This is a genomic window from Brevibacterium antiquum CNRZ 918, assembly GCF_900169145.1.
GTDB classification, from domain to species: Bacteria; Actinomycetota; Actinomycetes; order Actinomycetales; family Brevibacteriaceae; genus Brevibacterium; species Brevibacterium koreense.
In genome coordinates, this window is record NZ_FXZD01000013.1 from 48760 (window position 1) to 70005 (window position 21246).

Annotated in this window: 17 protein-coding genes; 5 read left to right on the top strand and 12 right to left on the bottom strand. The window is 65.3% G+C overall.

The annotated features are described in order from the left end of the window. Position 1 precedes the first annotated feature (1 nt). The 4 genes from nrdE (at position 2) to BANT918_RS14955 (ending at position 5178) form a co-directional block, all read left to right on the top strand. On the top strand, positions 2 to 2128 hold the full coding sequence (nrdE, locus tag BANT918_RS14940) for a class 1b ribonucleoside-diphosphate reductase subunit alpha (protein ID WP_101621011.1): 2127 nt from the start codon (positions 2 to 4) through the stop codon (positions 2126 to 2128). 146 nt (positions 2129 to 2274) lie between these two features. Continuing rightward, entirely contained in the window at positions 2275 to 3255 is a 981-nt protein-coding gene (nrdF, locus tag BANT918_RS14945) for a class 1b ribonucleoside-diphosphate reductase subunit beta (RefSeq protein ID WP_101621004.1), read from the top strand. Between the two features lie 365 nt (positions 3256 to 3620). Continuing rightward, entirely contained in the window at positions 3621 to 4937 is a 1317-nt protein-coding gene (locus BANT918_RS14950) for a tyrosine-type recombinase/integrase (RefSeq protein ID WP_009881981.1), read from the top strand. Positions 4938 to 4971: 34 nt separating this feature from the next. After that, entirely contained in the window at positions 4972 to 5178 is a 207-nt protein-coding gene (locus BANT918_RS14955) for a helix-turn-helix domain-containing protein (RefSeq protein WP_009881983.1), read from the top strand. Positions 5179 to 5234: 56 nt separating this feature from the next. On the opposite strand, the gene BANT918_RS14960 is transcribed toward BANT918_RS14955, so the two are convergent. Both BANT918_RS14960 and BANT918_RS14965 read right to left on the bottom strand, forming a co-directional pair. Continuing rightward, the gene (locus BANT918_RS14960) at positions 5235 to 5585 is read right to left on the bottom strand and encodes a hypothetical protein (RefSeq protein ID WP_009881985.1); all 351 of its coding nucleotides are present in this window, start codon (positions 5583 to 5585) and stop codon (positions 5235 to 5237) included. Positions 5586 to 5595: 10 nt separating this feature from the next. Further along, a complete protein-coding gene (locus BANT918_RS14965; protein WP_009881986.1) occupies positions 5596 to 5988 on the bottom strand; it encodes a hypothetical protein in 393 nt (130 codons plus the stop codon). Between the two features lie 231 nt (positions 5989 to 6219). Here BANT918_RS14965 and BANT918_RS17480 point away from each other — a divergent pair, with 231 nt between their 5' ends. Beyond that, the gene (locus BANT918_RS17480) at positions 6220 to 6954 is read left to right on the top strand and encodes a DUF6349 family protein (RefSeq protein WP_009881987.1); all 735 of its coding nucleotides are present in this window, start codon (positions 6220 to 6222) and stop codon (positions 6952 to 6954) included. Positions 6955 to 7019: 65 nt separating this feature from the next. On the opposite strand, the gene BANT918_RS14980 is transcribed toward BANT918_RS17480, so the two are convergent. The 10 genes from BANT918_RS14980 to BANT918_RS15030 form a co-directional block, all read right to left on the bottom strand. After that, positions 7020 to 7616 (bottom strand): hypothetical protein, encoded by a 597-nt coding sequence (locus tag BANT918_RS14980; protein WP_009881988.1) that lies wholly within the window; start codon positions 7614 to 7616, stop codon positions 7020 to 7022. Positions 7617 to 7627: 11 nt separating this feature from the next. Continuing rightward, positions 7628 to 8092 carry a single-stranded DNA-binding protein gene (locus tag BANT918_RS14985; RefSeq protein ID WP_009881989.1) on the bottom strand — a complete coding sequence of 155 codons (465 nt, stop codon included), beginning with the start codon at positions 8090 to 8092 and terminating at the stop codon, positions 7628 to 7630. Between the two features lie 103 nt (positions 8093 to 8195). Continuing rightward, positions 8196 to 13178 carry a helicase-related protein gene (locus tag BANT918_RS14990; protein ID WP_009881990.1) on the bottom strand — a complete coding sequence of 1661 codons (4983 nt, stop codon included), beginning with the start codon at positions 13176 to 13178 and terminating at the stop codon, positions 8196 to 8198. Positions 13179 to 13219: 41 nt separating this feature from the next. Then, on the bottom strand, positions 13220 to 13774 hold the full coding sequence (locus BANT918_RS14995; protein WP_009881992.1) for a hypothetical protein: 555 nt from the start codon (positions 13772 to 13774) through the stop codon (positions 13220 to 13222). 231 nt (positions 13775 to 14005) lie between these two features. Beyond that, positions 14006 to 15790, bottom strand: coding sequence for a TraM recognition domain-containing protein (locus tag BANT918_RS15000; RefSeq protein WP_009881994.1), 1785 nt, complete (start codon positions 15788 to 15790; stop codon positions 14006 to 14008). Continuing rightward, entirely contained in the window at positions 15787 to 16365 is a 579-nt protein-coding gene (locus tag BANT918_RS15005) for a hypothetical protein (RefSeq protein WP_101621005.1), read from the bottom strand. The genes BANT918_RS15000 and BANT918_RS15005 overlap by 4 nt, the downstream gene beginning before the upstream one ends. 107 nt (positions 16366 to 16472) lie before the next feature. Beyond that, complete coding sequence (locus tag BANT918_RS15010; protein WP_035278257.1) at positions 16473 to 16889, bottom strand: hypothetical protein; 417 nt, start codon at positions 16887 to 16889, stop codon at positions 16473 to 16475. A 274-nt stretch (positions 16890 to 17163) separates the two neighbouring features. Further along, the gene (locus tag BANT918_RS15015) at positions 17164 to 17925 is read right to left on the bottom strand and encodes a class I SAM-dependent methyltransferase (RefSeq protein WP_009882001.1); all 762 of its coding nucleotides are present in this window, start codon (positions 17923 to 17925) and stop codon (positions 17164 to 17166) included. A gap of 82 nt (positions 17926 to 18007) precedes the next feature. Beyond that, positions 18008 to 19102, bottom strand: coding sequence for a DNA alkylation repair protein (locus tag BANT918_RS15020; RefSeq protein WP_009882003.1), 1095 nt, complete (start codon positions 19100 to 19102; stop codon positions 18008 to 18010). 459 nt (positions 19103 to 19561) lie between these two features. After that, positions 19562 to 20935 carry an MFS transporter gene (locus tag BANT918_RS15030; protein ID WP_009882004.1) on the bottom strand — a complete coding sequence of 458 codons (1374 nt, stop codon included), beginning with the start codon at positions 20933 to 20935 and terminating at the stop codon, positions 19562 to 19564. Between the last annotated feature and the right edge of the window lie 311 nt (positions 20936 to 21246).

Below are 21246 nucleotides of genomic sequence, written 5' to 3' on the forward strand. Positions count from 1 at the left end.
CATCATCCGCGAAGAGACGGATCTTGACTACCATGCGCTCAACGCCATGCTGAATCTGTACGACCAGGACGGTCGGATCCAGTTCGAGCGTGACAAACAGGCTGCCAGGCAGTACTTCCTGCAGCATGTCAACAACAACACCGTCTTCTTCCATGACCTCAAGGAGAAGCTTGACTACCTCGTCGAGAAGGAATACTACGAGCCCGAGGTCCTCGACCAGTACTCCTTCGGCTTCATCGAAGAGCTCTCGAAGCACGCCTATGGGCAGAAGTTCCGGTTCCAGACCTTCCTCGGTGCCTTCAAGTTCTACACCTCTTATACGCTGAAGACCTTCGACGGAAAGCGCTACCTCGAACGGTTCGAAGACCGTGTCGTCATGGTCGCCCTGTTCCTGGCTCGCGGCGACGAGAAGCTGGCCACCCAGCTCGTCGACGAGATCATCACCGGTCGTTTCCAGCCGGCCACGCCGACCTTCCTCAACGCGGGCAAGAAGCAGCGCGGTGAGCTCGTCTCCTGCTTCCTGCTGCGCATCGAAGACAACATGGAGTCGATCGGCCGCTCCATCAACTCCGCACTGCAGCTGTCCAAGCGCGGCGGCGGTGTGGCCTTCGCTCTGACGAACATCCGTGAGTCCGGTGCCCCGATCAAGAAGATCGAAAACCAGTCCTCAGGTGTCATCCCAGTCATGAAGCTGCTTGAAGACTCATTCTCCTATGCCAACCAGCTCGGTGCGCGTCAGGGTGCCGGAGCCGTCTATCTGCACGCCCACCATCCCGACATCTACAAGTTCCTCGACACCAAGCGTGAGAACGCCGATGAGAAGATCCGGATCAAGACCCTGTCGCTGGGCGTCGTCATCCCGGACATCACCTTCGAGTTGGCCAAGCGCAATGAGGACATGTACCTCTTCAGCCCCTACGACGTCGAACGCGTCTACGGTGTGCCCTTCTCCGACATCGACGTCTCAGAGAAGTACGAAGAGATGGTCGACAACGCCGCCATCAAGAAGAAGAAGATCAGCGCACGCGAGTTCTTCCAGACCTTGGCAGAGATCCAGTTCGAGTCCGGTTATCCGTATGTCATGTTCGAAGACACGGTCAACCGGGCCAATCCGATCGACGGCAAGATCATCATGTCGAACCTGTGCTCTGAGATCCTCCAGGTCTCCGAGCCCAGCGTGTACGACTCCGATCTCGGATACGACGTCATCGGCAAGGACATCTCCTGCAACCTCGGTTCTCTCAACATTGCACTGACGATGGATTCCGAGAACTTCGGGCAGACCATCGAGACTGCGATCCGCGGATTGACCGCTGTCGCGGAGACTTCCGACATCCAGTCGGTTCCCTCGATCGCCCGCGGCAACGACATGTCGCACGCCATCGGGCTCGGTCAGATGAACCTCCACGGCTACCTCGCCCGTGAGCACGTCTACTACGGTTCAGACGAGGGCCTGGACTTCACGAACATGTACTTCTACACCGTCGCCTACCACTGTGTGCGGGCATCGATGGAAATCGCGAAGGAACGCCAGACCACCTTCGCCGGCTTCGAGAGGTCGAAGTACGCAACCGGTGAATACTTCGACAAGTACACCGATGAAGTGTGGGAACCGCGCACCCAACGTGTGACCGATCTGTTCGCCGAGGCTGGCGTGCAGATTCCGACGCAGGATGACTGGCGTGAGCTCAAGGCGGCTGTTGCCGAGCACGGCATCTACAACCAGAACCTGCAGGCAGTTCCGCCCACCGGTTCGATCTCCTACATCAACAACTCGACCTCGTCGATCCACCCGGTGGCCTCGAAGATCGAGATCCGCAAGGAGGGCAAGATCGGGCGTGTGTACTACCCGGCTCCCTTCATGGACAACGACAACCTCGAGTACTACCAGGATGCCTACGAGATCGGCTACGAGAAGATCATCGACACCTACGCCGAGGCCACGAAGCACGTGGACCAGGGGCTGTCGCTGACCTTGTTCTTCATGGACACCGCCACGACTCGTGACATCAACAAGGCGCAGATCTACGCATGGCGCAAGGGCATCAAGACCATCTACTACATCCGGTTGCGGCAGCTCGCGCTGCAGGGCACCGAGGTCGATGGCTGCGTTTCCTGCATGCTGTGACCGATGGGTTCAGCGGGCCGGTGTGAACCGGTCCGCTGAACCCATGATCCGGGGTCTGCACATCCCACAGGCTCCGGGCGCTCAACATTCTGCGTCTGCTGGGCAGACCACACGTACGTACGACGTACCTGCAACTTGGAAGAGAGATGGAAACGTTGGAGAATCTGACTTTGGCGTCGCACGTCGATGCCATCAACTGGAACCGTGTCATCGATCCGATCGACGACGATGTCTGGGACCGTCTGACCGGAAACTTCTGGCTGCCTGAGAAGGTGCCGCTGAGCAACGACATCCCGTCATGGGCGACACTCACTGAGGAGGAGAAGACGCTGACGATGCGCGTCTTCACCGGTCTGACATTGCTCGATACGATTCAGGGCACCGTGGGTGCGATCTCCCTGATTCCGGATGCGGTTACTCCGCACGAGGAAGCAGTGATGACGAACATTGCGTTCATGGAGAGCGTGCATGCGAAGTCATATTCATCGATCTTCTCGACCCTGTGCTCGACGAAGGAGATCGACGAGGCGTTCCGTTGGTCGCGCGAGAACACCTACCTGCAGTCCAAGGCCGACATCATCCTCAGCTACTACCGAGGTGATGACCCGCTCAAGCGCAAGGTTGCTTCCACACTGCTGGAATCATTCCTCTTCTACTCGGGCTTCTACCTGCCCATGTACTGGTCTGCACATGCGAAGCTGACGAACACTGCAGACCTCATCCGCCTCATCATCCGCGACGAGGCGGTCCACGGCTACTACATCGGATACAAGTACCAGAAGGGCCTGGAATCACAGTCCGAAGAGCGTAAGCAGGAGCTCAAGGACTACACGATGAACCTCATGTTCGAGCTCTACGAGAACGAGGTTGCCTACACCCACGACCTCTACGACTCAGTAGGACTGGCCGAGGACTGCAAGATGTTCCTCCATTACAACGCCAACAAGGCCCTGATGAACCTCGGGTACGAAGCGATGTTCCCGAAGGAGGTCACCGAGGTCAATCCGGCGATCCTCGCGGCTCTCTCACCCAACAGCGACGAGAACCACGACTTCTTCTCCGGCTCCGGTTCCTCCTACGTCATCGGCAAGGCAGAACAGACTGAAGACGACGACTGGGACTTCTGAGACCCCGTAGCTTGCTCGAGGCCCGAAAGGGCTGATGGGAGGCCCGGACCTGCAGGTTTCTGCAGGTCCGGGCCTTTTTTCGTGCCTCCATCCGAAGGACAGAGGAGAGCACAGATGAACATCAGTACCCGTTCGGCATGGCACACGGGTGGCACGGACACACCTTCCACCCGAGAGCGGACGCCTTCACACACGCGATTTTGGTGGAGGAGCACCCACAATGTCGTGCCACTTCGTGCCACTGACGACCACCGCGAGGCGGCAAAACCCGAGGCCAGAAGCGGTTTCGAGGAGGCAAGAAGATCTAGTGGCACGAAGTGGCACGACCGTCCGCTCCAGTCCGTTCGAGGCGACTGGAGGACACGATGAGCGCGACGACGAAGGAGAAGAAGGCGTCTCCACGAGAGGCCTGGGGGAGCCTGCGCAAGCTCCCATCCGGTCGATGGCAGGCGCGCTACCCCGGCCCGGACGGTGAGACCCATACGGCGCGAACCGAAGACGACAAGGCCCTGACGTTCCAGACCAAGACGGACGCCCGAACCTGGCTGTCTAGTGTGCACACGAAGATCGCGCTCGGGACGTGGGAGATACCAGAGGTCCAGGCCACACGCCGACGTGCCGAAGCCGAGGCAGAAGCTGCTCGCACGATCGGCTTCACCGAGTACGCCGACCGCTGGATCGAGATGATCCGCACCCAGCCAAATCGCAGCGGCAAGATGCGCTCCGAAGGAACAATCCGTTCCTACAAGGGCAAGGTCAACGGCTACCTCATTCCCGAGTTCGATGACACCCCCATTCGAGACATCGACAAAGAGCGGATCCGGCTCATGACCGACAAGCTGGACAAGATCCCTTCCCCACTCAATCCCAAATCGAAGTTCAACGGAGTCACACGCCCGGTGCTCATCGTTCTCATGATGATCCTGCGGCAGGCCGCCAGAGACGGCATCATCGCCAAGGAACCGGACGTGCCCATGCCTCGGCAGAAGCCTGTTCGCCATGATGCCGACCACGACCCCGGTGAAGACGTGGCGACCCCGGCACAGGTCGAGGCTCTCTACGATGCCATGCCCAAGCGGTGGGCCATCGCGGTCTTGCTGGCCGCTTGGTGCCAGCTGCGACGCGGGGAGTGCCTGGGCTTGCAGCGTCGCGACATCGAATGGCGCCCCGATGGCAGTGCCATCCTCCACGTACGCAGGCAGCTCAACGCGAACACCGGGGACTTTACCGATCCGAAGAGTGAAGCGGGCAAGCGGTCTCTGAGCGTGCCACGGATCATGCGTGATCGCCTCTGGGAACACCTGCGCGACTACGTAGCGAAGGAGGCCAAGGCTCCAGTGATCGCGGCCAGCGTTCAAGGCAGCGTGCCGCTGTCGAACACCCGCTGGTGGAACGTCTGGAGCGAGGCGAAAGACGCCGTGGACGTCATCGACTCAGGGTTCCGATTCCACGACCTACGGCACACCGGCCTCACGATCTTCGCGCAGGAGGGAGCAACGCTCGCCGAGCTGATGAGACGGGGAGGCCATTCGGACATGCGCGTCGTGCTTCGATACCAGCACGCCACGATGGCCCGCGACCGTGAACTCGCAGACCGGATGAGCGATCGCGTGGAGGCTCATCTCCGCAAGAAGGAAAACGGTGAAGCCGCGTCATCTCCGGACGGCGATGGACACCTGTGAGGGGAAAGGACCCTGCTCGCTGGAAGGAACCATCATGGACCAACGTAAACGACCCGATGAGTCCGCGCAGACCCTGGTATCGCTCGCCAACGCGGCGGACCAACTAGGGATCTCCGTCAAGACACTACGACGGCGGATCTCCGATGGAACTATCCATGGGTATCGAGTCGGACGCTTGATCCGGGTGGACCCGGAAGAGCTTCGGCGAAGTCTGATCATCGAGATGCCATCGGTTAGATGATGCACAGAGACGGGGTGAGCGTACATGCTCACCCCGTCTTCGCTGCCACGATCTGGTTATTCCACGTCTGATGCGGTATCGACGTCGGCCGCGATCGCGGCGAGAAAGGTGGAGGCCTGCTTGGCTAAGGCGATCTCACGCTCGCGGGAGACTCCCGCAGTTTCGAGGTCGGCGGGAAGCTGATTCTCGTCGACCAGTCGGGGAAGCTTTGCGCAGAGGACCGCCGCCCGGTGGAGCACGCCGACCGGGGAACCGGCTTGTTCCCAGGCACGGACGATGCTCTGCCGGAGCACATCCGCACCTTCGGTATCGAGAGCCCCGATGCTGTCGAACCCCACGTGCCGGGAGAACGCCCTGCTGGCGAGATTACGTGCGACTTCCTCGTCTCGGGCCGTTGCGAAGTCCATGCCTCCGACTCTAGGGCACCCACCGCTCACCGGGTAGTGTTCCGCTCCGATCCCCGGCAGCGCGAGGGGCTGAGCGTTCTACATCGTCGCGCCGACCACGGGCGCGTTCCTTTGCTCGCACCACGATCAGCGTGACCAGGCTGATCGGTCCCATGATGAGGAACTTCAACGCCGACCACACGTACACGAGGAAGACCAGGTGCAGGAAGCCGGGGCCGCCGTGCTCGATGGTGGTGGTGGCCCACTGCGCGATGGCGAGATAGGGAGCTGCGATGAGCATGGCCGGCACGCCCCACTTCAAACCCGCACGGGTGCGGATCAGGTCGAGCACGATGTTGCTGGGCAACCAGGCCCGCAGGATGCCGCGGGTACGGATGCTGGTGACGAGTATGGCGCGGAGCATGGCTTAGTCCTCCCAGGAGGCGACTCATCTTCGGGAGGGACGTGCCGGGGGCCGGTTCCCCTGGACTGTCAACCACCGCATCCAGCTGGTGCGGCAGCGTAGCTAACTTGTATCGCCTAGATCACATCCTACCAATCCGGGCTGACACAGGGAAGTGCGACTGCGGCCAACCGGCTTATCGGTGCGCCGACCCCTTGCTGCGTACCTGCCCTCGAGAGGGAGGTCAGGATCATGCCAGAACACATCGAGGGACAGTTCGCGTTCGACTTCGACGAGATGGCCCGCGAGGAAGCACGTGCACGCCTGGACGAATGGGGCGGTGCACCGCTGGGGTTCACGCGGGACTACTTCCCGCCCGCGCAGCTTGATGAGGCGTTCGAGCACTGGAAGTTCCTCAACGGCTCCATGGGCTCGTGGAAGCGCAGCCACATGTGGCACCGGGAAGGCTGGAACGGGACCGGCACCGAGTTCGGCGGGCACCGCGGCGAGATCTTCGAAGCCGAGCTCGGCCCCGAGGACGGTCACGAAGGCCCCGGCGGAATGCTGGAGCAGATGATCTGCGAGCCGTGCGAGTGGCACGTGATCGGCGACGAGAACTCCGTCATCGAGCAGTGGCACGATCACGCGGTGCCCGGTTGGCGTGACCTGCCTGTTCTACCGGCGACGATCCGTGTCCGAGATGGCGGCTCGAGCCTGTCGAAGCTGGCCATGAAGTGGATCACCGAGCGCTACCCGCAGCACATGCAGGTTCCCGGCGCGCCGATCATCACCGAGCGCGGGCCCTACGGCACCCGGCATGTGCACCATTACTCGCCGTGGGGCGGCTACGACCTCTCCCACACCGCACTCGAACGCCCCGCCGCACCTCAGGTGCCCTCACGGGCACCGCGACGTGAGCTGCCGCCGTTCGTACCGGCCTCGCAGCCCGGGCAGTCCAGCCCGGCAGGCCGTGCCCTGTCCCAGTGAGACGAGCATACGAGGAGGGCCGGAACCGAGATCGGTTCCGGCCCCCAGACTGTGCGGCGGGTGGGTCAGGTCAGTTCACCGGTCTCGGGGTCCAGCCGAGCGTAGAAGTCCTCCTCAGCCTGTTCCCGGCGGGCGACGTCGGAGACGACGAAGGCCACGAAGTCGGCGTCCCGGTCGGTGATCGCGGCGTCCTCGATCGGCTCGGCCTGTTCCTCGCCGGGCCAGATCGTCTGCCGGGTCGGTCGGTCTCGATCCAGCCGGGTTCCGGACGCGGCGACCCAGTCGCGCAGCCGCTGCCGGGAGTCCGCGAAATCGCGTAGCCAGCCGATCGGTGCCGATCCGTTTTGCTGCGGGTCGTAGGCGCAGAGCCAGTGGATGTGCAAGGCGCTCAGCTCCCAGACCAACTCGGGGTGACGATGCCAGTGCGGCGGGATCACCGCGGCCGGGAGCCCGAAGGCGTGGCGCAGCCAGTCCACCCACCGGTTGAGCTCCAGCCAGGCCTCCTCGGCCTGCTCGGCGGTCAGCAGGTTCCAGTTCACCGGCCCCGGCGGCTCGTCCAGGGCCGCGGGCCCGTCACTGGGCGGGGTGGGCAGGTCCTCGGGTTCGGGCTCGTCCAGCTCGGGGACTTCTTCCGGGCCGGGGGTGATGTCGTCGTCATCCATGAGGGTTCCTCCTACTGGCCCATCGCGACGGTCTCGGGCTGCTGGGCTGGGCGCTCGGGGGCCTCGAAGGCCTGCGCCCGCTGGGCGGTGACTTGCTCCTGGGTCAGGCCCTCATCCCGTGGGGTCCGGTCGACGGTGTACGTCGAGCGGGCGGCGTCGTGGCCGATCTTGCGGGCGACGAATTCTTCGCCACCGACCTGGCGTCCCTCACGCTCGTAGGTATAGGGGCGTACGTATCCGTCGGCGACGAAGCGGTCGCCCTTGGCGAAGGCTTCTGCGGCGTGTTCGGCGCTCTTGCGGTAGACGACGAGATCGTGAAACGACGGCTCGAGCTGTGTGAACGTGCCGTCTTCCTCGCGTCGGTAGTGTTCGATTCCCATCCGGGCGTAGAACCGGGCGACGCCTTGCTGCCCATAGGTCAGTTTGGGGTCCGTGGCGATGAACCCCGAGACCGATGTGCCGGTCTTCATGGCCATGATCCGGCCTCCTTCCTGTGTGCCTGGCGATCAGAACCTCTGCTCGCTGCTGGCAGACAGGTGCACGCCCCGTCCGGTAGTCCTCGGAGGCCAGCGGGGCCGGCTACAGGCGACGGTCGAACCCGCCTGCGGCACTTGAGCGCGATGCCTCCGGTATCGGGTCCGGGGTCCGGGACGGATCGGCTTTGACCCCGAGTGCGGGCCGATGAGCGCGCACTGCCTCGACCGTCAGTTCCCGGCCGCGATCCTGCCCGGTCTGTGGCTGCCCGGGCTGTTGCTCGGGGTTGTTCTTCCGGGTGGCGGCCAGCTTCTTCTCGACCTGTGCGAGGTTCTGCTCCGCCTCGGCCAGGGCCTCGGTGTGCCGGAAGGGCTTGCCGATGCGCTCTTGGGCCTCGGCCAGGGACTGCTCGGCCTCGGCCAGGTCGGATCGGGCGCGCTCCAACAGGGTGGGGATGCCGGAGACTCGGTTCTCGATGCGCTGGATCACTCCCGCCCCGCCGGCCAGGAACGTCTCTCGTCCGACCACGGTGGCGCTGCGTGGGACATCGGCCAGGGCGATTTCGACCGAGGGCTCATCCCCCAAAGACGGGACCGTGGCCACGGTGATGTCGAAGCCGCTGATCTGCCCGAGGGTTCCGTAGTCGCGGCCGATGTGCTTCGGCGCCCACGTCACACCTTCCCGGTGCGCCCACTGGGCGAGGGCATGGCCGGCGTCGGTGCGCGAGTCGTAGCTGTGTCCGGCCAGCGTGATGCGGAAATTCTCTCCCGAGGTGTCGGTGACCTGGCCTGCGGCCTGTTCGAGACCGGTGATCTCCTCCTCGTGCCGGGTGATGTCCTCGCGGGCGCGGAGGCGGGTGTGTTCGAGCATGGACTCGTTTCGGGAGTGGGCGCGCTCGAGGCGGTGCAGCTTGGCGACCTCGGCCTGGATCGTGGAGTGTTCCAGCAGTAAGGGGTTGCCGGAGCTGATCGCTTTGGCCTCGGCGGCTGAGAGCTCGGCGGAGTCGATTTCTTCGACCTCGCGGACATCGAGGGACCCGCGCATGATCTGGGAGATGAACTTCGCTTTGCGCTCCACGGCCTGCCACATGTACGCGTCGAAGCTCTTCTCGGTGACCAGGCGCACCACCCCGACTTCCGGGTTCTGGTTGCCCTGGCGCAGGATGCGGCCCTCGCGTTGGGCGATATCGGAGGGCCGCCAGGGGCAGTCCATGTGATACAGCGCCACCGCGCGTGCTTGGATGTTCGTGCCGACCCCCATTTTCTGGGTCGATCCGATGAGCACCGCGACGTGCCCGGCCCGGGCTGCGGCGAAGAGTTGGGCCTTGTCGATATCAGACTTGGCTTCGTGGATGAAGCGAATCGACTCGCCGGGCATCCCGCGCAGCACCAGTTGAGCGGCCAGCTCGTCGTAGGCGTTCCACTGATCGGGGTTCGGGGTGCCGATATCGGCGAAGACCAGCTGCAGCGCCCCACGGGCCGCGGCCGGCTGCCCGGTGGCCGGGTCGAGGTATTCGTTGTCGCGGGTCTGCTCCCAGACGCGGGCGATCGTATCGGCGGCCACATCGACTTTCGTCGGCCCGGTGGGCTGATCGTCGAGGACCAGGCGGATGTCCAAGGCTGCCTTGCGGCCATCGGTGCTGATGGTCAGCATGTTGTCCTCACGCGGCGTCACCAAGCGGGCGGCGACTTTCTCGGCCCGGTCACCTAGGTCGGCGACGAAGTCTTCGAGCTCGGCGGTGGGCTGGACGACCTCCGTGGACGGGGCGCGGGAGCCGTCGTCGCGCTCAGCGATATCGGGCACCGGAAGCTGGAGGTCCTCGGCGGTTTTCACATCGGCGAAGGTGGACCACATGCGCAGCATCTCCGGGACGTTGGTGAACCGGGAGAACCTGGTTTTGAGCCGGAAGCTGCCGGTCGGGGACATCTCCATGTCCGTGCTGGTCTCACCGAAGGTGGCCGCCCACGCATCGAAGGCCTGCACACCGGCCGTGTCGAGCAGGTCCGGACGCAGGTACTTCTGCATTACGAAGGCCTCGGTGATGCTGTTCGAGATCGGGGTGGCCGTCATCCCGGTCACCACCCGGTCCTTGCCCTGGTCGCGCAGATAGGTCAGCTTCATGTCCAGGTCACTGGCGCGCCCGGAGCCCTCGATCGCGGCATCGGAGATGTTGGACTCCGTGGCCAGGTTCTTGTACATGTGCAGTTCGTCGATGACGAGGTAATCGATGCCTGTGTCCTCGAAGCACACTCCCACGTCGCGGCTGGTGTCCAGGCGTTCCTTGAGCTTGTTCTCCAGGTTGACCAGCTTGCGCTGGATGCGTTTGACGCTCATCGCATCACCGGCCTCGGCGTTTTCCAGCACGCGCCGGAGGTCGACCACCTGTCCGCGGATGTAGTCCTGCTGAGTGCTCTGACGCAAGGGGATCTTTGAAAACGCCGATTGCGTGAGCAGGATGCCGTCCCAGTCGTTGGCCGCGGCGCGAGCAACGAAGGAGCGACGCTTATCGGCGGTGACGTCCTTGCTCGACGCAGCGAGAATCCGGGCCTGCGGGTAGATCTGCAGCCACTCGGAGCTGAACTGGGCGAGCATGTGGTTCGGGATGACGATCAGCGGCTTGCTGATCAGTCCCATCCGGCGCATCTCCATCGCGCCCATGATCGCCTCGGCCGTCTTCCCGGCTCCGACCTCGTGGAACAGGCCGGTGGAGGGTTCGGCGATCATCCGCGCGACCGCGGCCCGCTGATGCGGGCGCGGGGTGAACGTCTCCGCCATCCCCGGCAAGCTCAGGTATTCCCCGGCCATGGAGTAGTCGCGTAGCACGATGTTGTTGAACCGGGTGTTGTACTCATCGACCAGGCCCTTGGCCCGCTCGGGGTCTTCCCACACCCATTCGGCGAACCGGGCCTGCATCGTCTCGGCCTTCTCCTGAGCCGCGGTGGTCTCGGTGGCGTTGAGGACCATCTGGGGTTTGCCGTCAGGGCCTTCGATCTCGTCTTTGACGATGATGGCCTTCTGTTCCATCAGCGCTTGGGCGATGGCTGGGGCCGGACGGCGTTCGGTGCCCCATTCGCTGGTCGCCTGCAGCCCGGACCGGCCCCCGCGGACGTCCCACATGCCCGGCAGCGGATTCTCGACCCGGACCTGCTCGGTGCGCAGGATCTCTGCGAGGAACTGCTGGTGAATGGCGGGACTGATCCACACGGCCCCGAACCGGGCCGTGATGTCCTCGACGCCGAGGTCCTCGGGCTGCACGTCGGTCAGCGCCTCGACGTTAGTCTGGAAGTCCGGGTCCTCGGCGGCGCGGTCCTTGGCCTGGGCGAGTTTCGTGCGCACATCGCCGCTGAGGTATTCCGGGGCATGGACGAGGGCGTCGGTGACTGGGTCGGTGTAGACCAGCCCGGTCAGCGCCTGCCGGGTCTCGGTCTCGTCCATGCCGAGCATGTCCGCGATCAGCGGCAGGTCGATGCCACCGGTGCGATCCAGACTCAGAGCGACCGCGTCGGCCGGGGTGTCGGCACCTTGGACCTCCGCGCGTGGGGCGACGACCCGGCGGGAGAGGATCGTCGCGGGGCTCGCGGTCTGGGTGGAGTCGTCGAATTCCTCCAGCGCGGTCACCAGTGCGCCGAAGGGATCTGAGCGCAGCAGCCGCAGCGGGGTGGGCATGATGCGGGCGTGGGTCTCCTCACCGGCGTCGTTGGTGCGTCCGGTCCGCCGCCAGGAGAAGCGGTTCAAGGGCCCAAAGGTGCCGAGGTATTTCTGGTAGTCCCGTCGCAGGCTCTCCCGGGCCGTGGTGATCTCCTCGGTGTCATCGGCGGTGGCGGCTTCGAGCTTGAGCAGATGCGTGGCCGAGTCCCGCAGTCCCAGCAGGGCGGTCATCTCCCGGGTCGCGTTCTTCGGCACCTTCAACGGCTCCAGGGAACCACCGTTGATCGTGGCGAATCCTCCGTCGTCGGTGGCCAGAATGGTTCCGTCCCACGTCCGCGGTGCGCTGCCGGTGGCGGCCACCGCCGGTGCCTGCCCGACCGGGGTGGTGCGCGCGGTCATCGTCTGGCCTTTACGGCGGGCGGTGAAGGTGATCTGCTCCAAGGTCGTGCGCAGATCCTCGGCGACATGGTCGAGGTCGCCGTCGGCCCGAAGGCTCTCGGCGCCATACATGCCCTGGCTGATGCTCATCGTGCCCAGCACGTGCTCGGGGTGGGTGTCGAAGTAGCCGTTAATCTTGATCTCTTGCCCGTCGAGAGTCACGGGAGTGACGGTCTCCCAGAGGTCATCGGCCGGCGGCTGGTCTTCGTCACGGCGGCGGAAGATCAACACGTCGGTGATCGCCTCCGTCCCGGCGGTGCGCTGATGGGTGCCGGTGGGCAGGCGCACAGCGCCGACGAGGTCGGCCAGCAAGGCCATCTCCCGCCGCGCGCCTGGGTTCTGGGCATCGAGGGTGTAGCGCGAGGACAACACCGTGACGAGCCCGCCGGGGCGGGTCGCGCGTAGGGACTTGAGGATGAAGTGGTTGTGGATCGACTGCCGGGTGGGGTTATCGACCGGATCGTGGAGGACGATCTTGCCGAAGGGGACGTTGCCGATCACCGCATCGAACTGCCCGTGGGCGGGGCGGGTCTCGGCGAAAGACTCCGCTCGAATGTCCGCGTGCGGGTAGAGGTGGCGGCTGATGCTGGCGGTGACCGGGTCCAGTTCCACGCCGGTCATGCGTGCATCCGGTGGGGCCAGGCCGATGAATGTGCCGGAGCCGGAGCCGGGTTCGAGGACCTCTCCGCCGGTGAAGCCCAGCGAGGTCATGGCCCGCCAGAGCTCGGGGGCGACCAACGGAGACGTGTAGTGGGCGTTGAGGGTCGTGCGGGCCGCATCGTCCCACTCCTGCTCCGAGAGCAGAGCGCGCAGTTCCTCGCGCTGCTCGGCCCACTGGTCGTTGCGCGGATCGAAAACTTCCGGGAGGGCACCCCAGCTGGACCAGCCGGCCAGCACGGCCTGTTCCTGTTCGGTGGCCGGGCGCTGCTCCTCGTCCAGGACGCGGGCCAGTCCCAGGGCATCGAGGTTGGCGCTGTAACGTGCCCGGGCACCGGAGGGCACGCCAGGATGGGTGCGCGGGTCGAACCGCGGCGCGGTGGGAGTTAGTGGACTTCGCGCAGGAACCGCACGCTCGCGGCCTCCGTCAGTACCTTCTCGTGCTCCTGGGCGTACTGGCCCGGGATCTCCGCTGCGATCAGGCCCTCGAGGAACCACACCGGCAGGGCCCAGTCCTTGGCTTTCTCCTCCAGCTCGGCTGTCGGCGGGGCCAGGTCCGGGGAGTCCTGAATCCTCTCGGCCCAGCTGACCAGATTCGAATCTGCTGGCCGGGTCTGCTCCCACTCCTCGCGGGCTTCGTCGATCGACAGGCTCGGATCCTGCATCCAGACCAGCTCGTCCATCACGACCTCCTCCGCGATCCGTCGTGCCGTTATTCGGCGCGAGACCTCCTGTAGGTACCTCCCATTCTCTCGCGAAGAGCCCGCCATCGCCAGAGGGGCGAAGCGACCGGTCTCGATCTGGATCGTCAGTTCCACGATCTGGGTCGCGATCTGCTCGCCCAGCTCGGTGAAGAACGTCTCCTGATCCTGGATCTCCTCCAGCCGGTGCGGGGCGTGGCGACGCCAGTGCTCCAGGGCTTTCGTTCCGTAGTGGTTCATCGGTGGCCTCGGCTTCCTGTTCGTCGGTCTCAGCCGGTGTGTTGGTCTCCGGGCTGGTGCGGTCGTTCTCGATCTGTTTTGCCGCCTCGGTCTCCGAGGTGCCCCACAGGTCGAACTCCAGCTGTCCCGGGGCGGGCTGGCGGCTACGCCGTGCCATCGCGGTCTCCTTCCAGCACACCCGCCGGTATCTCGCGCCCGTTCAGGCACAAACGCATCGGGGGTGGGTGCATCTCAGGTGTCAGGGGTGGTCTCGAGCAGGGCCTCGATCTCGGCCCGATCCGTCTTCAGCTGCGCCCCGTCGGTGCGGTCGGGCCAGCGGCGCAGGTCCGTGATGATCGGCGGGGCCGAGCGCAGCAGCGTCACCGCGGTCCCGAAGGGCAGCAGGCGGATCCGCTCGGGCGGCAACACCGCGACCCGGCGGATGGAGCGCTGGGAGGATCGAGATCCGTGATCGCCGAGGGTGACACTGTCGGTGAACTCATCCCGCTCGCCGATCAGGTTGGACAGGTCTTGGAGGTCCTTGCTGTTCGACGCCCCGCCCAACAGGAGTTTGACGATCGCGGCGTCCCAGATGGCGTTGGCCTGATGCTCGTTCCACTTATCCCGAGCCTGGGCCAGGGACTGCAGGACCGGCATCGTGGTGATCCCGGTACCTCCGCCCTCAGCCATGAGCGTGGGCAGCGAGGGCAACGGCGCCAAGTTCGCGATCTCGTCCAGGGCCAGCAGCATCGGCGGGTCCAGCCGGGCTCCGGGAGCCCGTGCTGCCATCCGCCGGGCGGTCTCGATGAGGTCTTCGACCAGTGCTGCCACCAGTGCGGCACTGGCCCCGGCTCCGGCGCCGGTGGCCAGCAGGTAGAGGGTGCCGGACTCGCGGAGGAACGCCTCCGGGTCGAAGTCCTCCCCGTCCCGGGGTGAGACGGCATCGAGGACCCGCGGATCGGCCAGGGCACTCAGCGACAGGCTCACGCCCTGCCAGATGGAGTCGCGGGTGCGCGGGTCGGCATCGATCATCGACTGCAAGGAATCCGCCCACCCTCCGGCAGCCTGCGGCGAGTTGGTCAGGATCGCCACCGCGTCGCTGGCGGCACTGGGATCCAGGGTCCAGCGGAACAGTTCCTCCGGTGGCCGGGCGTCGATGGCGGCGGCGTGCAGCAGGGCCTGCAGGGCCGAGCGGGTCTTGCCCTCCCAGAATCCTCCGCCTTCCACACCGCCCGAGCTCAGCCCGGTCGCTGCGGCCAGCCCGTTGGCGCGGATCATCGCCGTCAGCGGGTCCGCGCAGCCGCGAATCGGCGACCACCGCAACCCGGCCGGTAGGCTCTCGGCGAGGTGCTGGGGGTCGAAGACCGCGACCGGGCCGATGCGCTTGCGCGCCCGCAGGGTCGCGGTGAGGTTGTCCGGGCGGGTGCTGGTGGTCACCACCGCGCCCGGGGCATCGAGGATCGTGTTGATGACCACGTGCAGGCCCTTGCCGGACCGGGGCGGGCCGATGAGCAGGAGGGAGTCTTCGACCGAGGCCCAGACCTGCTTGCCGTGCGAGGTGCCCAGCAGGTAGCCCACATCCTTCGGGGCCGGGTTCTCCAAGGACGGGCGCAGGTTCCCAGCCCGGCCCAGCAGAGCCTTCGGCGAGGTCGCCTGGGCCAGATCCTGGCGGGTGGCGACCCCGGCCAGACGCCTCGGGTCCTTCTCGACCTGCTGGGTGCGACGGCGGATCAGCGACCACACCCAGGTGATCGCCGCCGCGACCGTGGAGAGCAGTAGGGCCGCGACCAGCCAGTACACGATCGCGTTGAGGTCCTCGGCCTGCAAGGCGACACCGGGATTGGTGGGGTGGATGAGGACCAGCGCCCCGGCGGCCGGTCCTGCTTCCGGTGCAGGGCTGCCGGTCAGCAGTGCGGTCAGGGAGCCGGCCAGGCGCAGGACCAGGGCCACGGCGAACAGGCCGATGAGCCCGATGATCGCGAAGGTCGTCAGCTCATCGCCCATGGAGCCGGTCTGGCGTCCGGCCGGGGAGCTCACGAGGTCTCCCGCACGACCAGCGCCTTCGAGGTGCGCCCGAGCAAGATGACCTCGCTGATGCCCAGGCCCTCGATGAGGTCGCGGTCGAGCTGGACCCGAGCGTCCCCGGTCTCGGTGGCCTCGACCTGGCCGGTGACCACGGCCACGGCGAGGGCCTCACCGGGTGCGAATCCCATCCGCGTCGCCGTGACCTCCACCGTCTCGGCCTGCCCGACATGGGCCGGTGCCGCGACCTCCTGCCCGTCGTCCTCGCGGGTGGTCTCCACGGCGGGGTCGGCCTCGGCGTCGGGGTCGAGGGGGTCCGGGGCGGGGGTGCGGCGGATGATGGCCGGGACGATGTCGGTGAAGGCGGTCCCGTCGTTCTCGTGGACTTCGACCCGCACCGGGAACGCGCGGTCGTTCGAGGCGAGGTCGATGATCTGCGGGAACGCACCGCGTCGCCACACTCCGGGATCGGGTGGGGGCGGCAGGGGCGTCTCGTCGACCGTGACGGTGATCGTCCCGTCATCGTTGACGTTCAGCATGACGGTGGGCATGGACACCGGGGGCAGGCTGGGGCTGGGATTCTTGCTCATGCAGGCAGGTGCACGCCGGCGCGACCAGGGCCCCACCGAAGCCGCATTCGGAACCGTGGCGGGCAGCAATCAGGCCCGCCAGGAAGAGTCCTGACGGGCCTGCGCGGTTAGAGGCGGTGGCTGGGCGGGGCGGGGCCGGGTCCGGCGCGGCCAGTGGCATCGAAGGATTCCGTCCGGAGGGTCTGGGCCCGCACCGACTGCGCCCAAGCGCGGGCGTGGTCGATAAGCTGGTCGACGTCGGCGGCTTGGACCCTGCCGCTGGCGTGCGTGCTCCACTGATAATCACCGGCCGGCTGGCGGGTTCTTTCTTCGGCCTTCCAGGACCAGGAGGTCGGCAGCCGGTCGGGATCGGACCAGTCCGTGCCGGTGTAGTGCTCCTCGATGGCGAAGCGGGCATGACTCTCGCCATCTGGGTAGAGGACGAAATGCCCGGCTCCGAACGTCTCGGGGTCTTCGTCTTCGAGGTCGATGAACCGGGAGTAGTCGCGTTTGATCTGCTCCAGTCCCGTACTGAGCCGTTTCATGTATCCGGTCAGGCGTTCCCGGTCTGCATCGTAGGTCGGGCTTGGGATGGCCTCATCTGAGGGGGCGGAGCTAGGGTTGATTATCTCTAGGGGCACATCTTCTTGACTGAAGTTCATGCCTCTCAGGTGCGTCCGCCCGCCTTGTCCGCTGGGGTCCACTGTTGTTAGGAATCCTGGCAGATCGTCGCGACTCCTGAAGTCGCGGGGCGATACTGCTCACCGCGGTTGAGGGTGCCCTGGAACTGCCCGGTCCTGGCGAACCCGCGCCTGTGTCCTACGCCGCTGGCCGTCTGGCTTCGATGAGGTGGCGGGTGGAGTGGGCGATGAACGGGCCGTCCTGCTGGATCAGGTCGTGGAGGTCGCAGAGACGATCGTGGTACTTCTCCACGGTGAAGCCGGGCACCCACCAGATCACCTTGCGCAGCAGATACACCATGGACGCGACATCATGGATCTCGATGCGCAGCCTCGACGTCTTCACGTCGACGATCTCCAGGCCCGCGGCCTGGGCTGCGGCGGTCTCGTCGTCGGGGTGGCGTCCTCGCCGCGCAGCCGGTTGCGGGCCGAGGAAGAACTCGAACAGCTCGAACACGCTCGCCGGCCCGACGTGCTGGGCGAAGTAGGTGCCACCGGGGCGGAGGATCTGGGCGATCTCCTCCCACCAGATCGTGGCCGGGTGCCTGCTGGTGACCAGGTCGAACGCCTCGTCTGCGAACGGTAGCGGGGGTTCGTCCGGATCGGCCACCACGACCACACCGCGGGGATGTAGCAGGCGGGTGGCTTTCGCGACGTTTGGCAACCAGGATTCGGTCGCGACCGCAGTGGTGGGAAACGTCTTGGCTTCGGCGAGGACTTCACCGCCGCCGGTCTGGATATCCAGCGACGCCGTGGCCCTGCTGAGCCGGTCGGCAAGCTGCCGTGCATAGCCCCAGGGCGGGCGCTCCTCAGCGGCCCGCCCCTCCAGCCAGGAGAAATCCCACCCAGACACGTCGGCGCAGGCCCCGGCTTCGATCAGGGAATCGAACGTGTTAGCCATGGGGCACATTGTTTCAGACAACGCGGCAACCTGAGCGCGATCACCACCGCTCTTCGACGAACTGGAACCAGCGGGTACGGGGTCAGGATGAGACCTCGTCTTCGGTGATCTCGATGATCGTTCCATCCAGGATGCGTCCGTTGACCTGCACCTCGATCCGGTGCGGGCCGGGATGGATCGTGCGCACCGAGACGTGCCCGAACCGGTGCTCGCGTGAGAAACGCGCCGGCTGGCCCGCCGGCAGATCGCGCACGGTCAGCTTGAACACCTTGCCCGACTTCGGGCCGCGAGCCCCCTGGTAGTGAATCACGTAGTCGATGGCCGCTCTCGTGGCTTCTTCGGCTTGCAGGGTGAAGCTGATCGTGACCGCATCGCCGATCGCGATGCTCGCCGGCGTGCAGGTGAAGTCAGTGATCTCGATCACCGCGTCCGGATCGAACCCGAGGATCTCCATCGCCTCTGGGCGCCCGCGCTTGATGAGCGTGCGCAGGCCATGACGCACTACGAAGTCACCCTGCGTGGTGCTGGCCGCCCACCGTCTGGCGGTCTCGAGGACGAGGTCGGGGTGGTCTTTGGCGATGTCGTTGAGATGGTTCGCCACCGACCGGCGCACATACAACGACTCGTCATCCACGAGAGCATCCAGCAGCTCCAATGTGGGTGTGGGATCGGCGATGAATCCGGCGAGGCGCCTGCCCCAGGGCAGCCGCGGACGGGTGCCCTCGGAGACGAGCCGGCGCACGTGCTCGTCCGGGTCACGCGTCCACGCCCGCAGGTACCCCATCGTGGTTTCGTACTGGGCGTCGATGAACGGGCGGATCGCGAACTCCGCCGTGTACCGGGAGGTCAAGGCCGCCAGTAGCGGCAGACCGATATCGGGTCGGTCCAGCATCGTCTGAGCAATGTAGGCGTTAACGGCCATCGATGCCCAGTCCTGGAGACCTCCGCGATCGAGGGCGCCGCGAATCATCCGGTCGGCGTCCTCGGGCGAGGGCGGCGTTGTTTTCGTGAGAGCGCAGGCGATCCAGTCCAGCCGGGCCATCAGCTCACGCTCATCGAGACCATCAATCGCGAGCTGTTCGAACGTTGCCCGCTCGAATGATGCCGAAGCACCAGCGAGTTCACTGCCGAGACGTTCGATGAGGCCCGGAGAGAGTTCCTCCTTGAAATCCGCCAATGCGCTTTACCTCTCTTTGGCACGGCCACAATTCCCCTGATGACTGCCGACTGGCCCTCGTTCTTGCGGCCCTCTGCTCGCTGGTTGGACGGGTCTACGGACGAGTGCTGCTCGTTCATGAGACCTCACCGCGCGCTATCGGCCCTAGTCTGCCGGAGAACCTCGCACGCGCGGCGGAGGCGCGCTTGACAGAGCACGCCAGGTTACAGGGAGACGAGGACGATGCTGATCAGAAGGGTTCGTGAAGCTTAGAACTGAGATCGTCTGACCGGGATGGGGTTCTCAATTATCCGCGAAGCCCTTCACAATCTTCGCCGGACTTCCAGGTGCGGTTGCTTCGTCTGGGTTTCCGCATCTGAATCTTACGCCTCATGTTTGTTTTATCTATCGCGGCAAGATCCGCAGTCATTTCAAAGTGGCAATCAGCGTGTCCCGGCGTTGCCGGTGTGACTGCTCAGATCATCCAGTGGGCGTGTTCGACGCCTGCTCGCGAGTGGTCAGAAGGGCCAGCACCACCAGTGCGGCCGCCACAGCGAATACTGCGCTGGCCGTTGCGACTGCCTGGTGGAAGCCGGGGAGAAAACCGTTGGTGCCTGCGATCATGGCACCGAGCACCGCTATGCCGAAGATGCTCCCGGTCTGGCGGGCTGCGTTGATGACGCCACCGGCCACACCAGTGTGCGAGGGTGGAGCCGCCGCCACGGCAGCGGAAGTAGCGGCGGGCATGGTGAATGCCATACCGAATCCTGCGATGAAGGACAGGACAGCGATCAGCGGGTAGGGCGTAGTCGCGTTCAGAACGATCAGGCTTCCGAAACCCACTGTTCCGATGAGCAGTCCGATCAGCATCGTCGGGAATGGTCCGATACGGGCGGCAACACGCCCTCCCAATGGGGAGGCGATGACCGCACTGCAAGCTTGGGGTGCCAGTGCTAGACCGGCGATGAGCGGGTCGTATCCACGGTACGTCTGGAAGTACAGCGACAGCACGAACAACTGGCCGAAGAAGCTGACGTTGAGTGCGAAACCGACGAGGGCTGCGACCGTGAAGCGAGGTTTTCGGAACAGCACGATGGGCAGCATCGGATCGGGATGGCGACGCTCAACCCAGACGAACACGAGGACGAGGACAACGCCGAATAGGAGCAAGCCCAGCCGGACGGGGCTCCACCCCTGCTCACCTGAGGTGATGACAGAGTAGGTGATCGCCACGAGTGCGGCGATGGAGATCACCTGGCCAGCGGGATCGAGCCGCCGAGTTCGGTCATGCGCCGAGGCGCCGATGCTGCGCATCGTCAGCCAGCAGCCAAACGCGATGATCGGCACGTTGACCCAAAAAACCGCCTGCCAACCGATCGCGGAAACCAGTAGTCCGCCGAAGACTGGACCACAGGCGGAGGCAATACCGCCGGCTCCACCCCAGAGTCCAATGGCCTTCGAGCGTTCGGCCGGGTCCGGGTAGACCGTTGCCAGCAGCGCGAGCGATCCGGGTACGACTGCCGCAGCGCCGATGCCTTGGAGGGCCCGGGCGATGATGAGCGCTGGCCCGGTCGGCGCCAGAGCGCAGGCAATGGAGAGAACTCCGAAGGCGACGAGCCCGAGGATGTAGACCTTGCGCGCACCAATCCGGTCGCAGGCGGCACCGGCAGTCAGCAACAGTGCGGCGAACACGAGCGTGTAGGAGTCGACGACCCATTGCAGGGTCGCCACCTGCGTGTTCAAGGACGCCGCCATGTCGGGCAGTGCCACGTTGACGATGGTGGTGTCGAGCATGACGATGAAGAATCCCAGCACGACGGCCACCAGCGCACCGGTTTTTCGCTGTGTGTTCACTGTGCTCCTCTCTGCGCCGTTACGGTCCGGGTGTCTGCTGGGTCAGGCTGTGGTCAGTACGCGCTGGGGCGGCGCACCGTAGTAGGTCCGCAGACTTAGGTCTTGCGGCCAGGACCGGTACGTTCGTGCATGGAGTGTGGGCAACACCAGATCGAACAGCCGCCATGAGGCACCGAAGTGCGAGGCGCGCCCTGTCAAGCTGTTTGGAGTCACTCACGCTGCTAGCGTGTCTATCTCTCGATGGTTGATCCCGACGACCTCGGCTGGTGCCGGGGTCGTCGGTGGTTTCGCGAACCGTTCCGGATGCTGCG

Coding starts and splice junctions, on each gene's coding strand:
- BANT918_RS15010 (WP_035278257.1), bottom strand. CDS start 16,889: ATGAAACGGCTCAGTACGGGACTGGAGCAGATCAAACGCGACTACTCC.
- BANT918_RS14955 (WP_009881983.1), top strand. CDS start 4,972: ATGGACCAACGTAAACGACCCGATGAGTCCGCGCAGACCCTGGTATCG.
- nrdF (WP_101621004.1), top strand. CDS start 2,275: ATGGAAACGTTGGAGAATCTGACTTTGGCGTCGCACGTCGATGCCATC.
- BANT918_RS14980 (WP_009881988.1), bottom strand. CDS start 7,616: ATGGATGACGACGACATCACCCCCGGCCCGGAAGAAGTCCCCGAGCTG.
- BANT918_RS14950 (WP_009881981.1), top strand. CDS start 3,621: ATGAGCGCGACGACGAAGGAGAAGAAGGCGTCTCCACGAGAGGCCTGG.
- BANT918_RS14960 (WP_009881985.1), bottom strand. CDS start 5,585: ATGGACTTCGCAACGGCCCGAGACGAGGAAGTCGCACGTAATCTCGCC.
- BANT918_RS14985 (WP_009881989.1), bottom strand. CDS start 8,092: ATGGCCATGAAGACCGGCACATCGGTCTCGGGGTTCATCGCCACGGAC.
- BANT918_RS15005 (WP_101621005.1), bottom strand. CDS start 16,365: ATGAGCAAGAATCCCAGCCCCAGCCTGCCCCCGGTGTCCATGCCCACC.
- BANT918_RS14995 (WP_009881992.1), bottom strand. CDS start 13,774: ATGAACCACTACGGAACGAAAGCCCTGGAGCACTGGCGTCGCCACGCC.
- BANT918_RS17480 (WP_009881987.1), top strand. CDS start 6,220: ATGCCAGAACACATCGAGGGACAGTTCGCGTTCGACTTCGACGAGATG.
- BANT918_RS14965 (WP_009881986.1), bottom strand. CDS start 5,988: ATGCTCCGCGCCATACTCGTCACCAGCATCCGTACCCGCGGCATCCTG.
- BANT918_RS15015 (WP_009882001.1), bottom strand. CDS start 17,925: ATGGCTAACACGTTCGATTCCCTGATCGAAGCCGGGGCCTGCGCCGAC.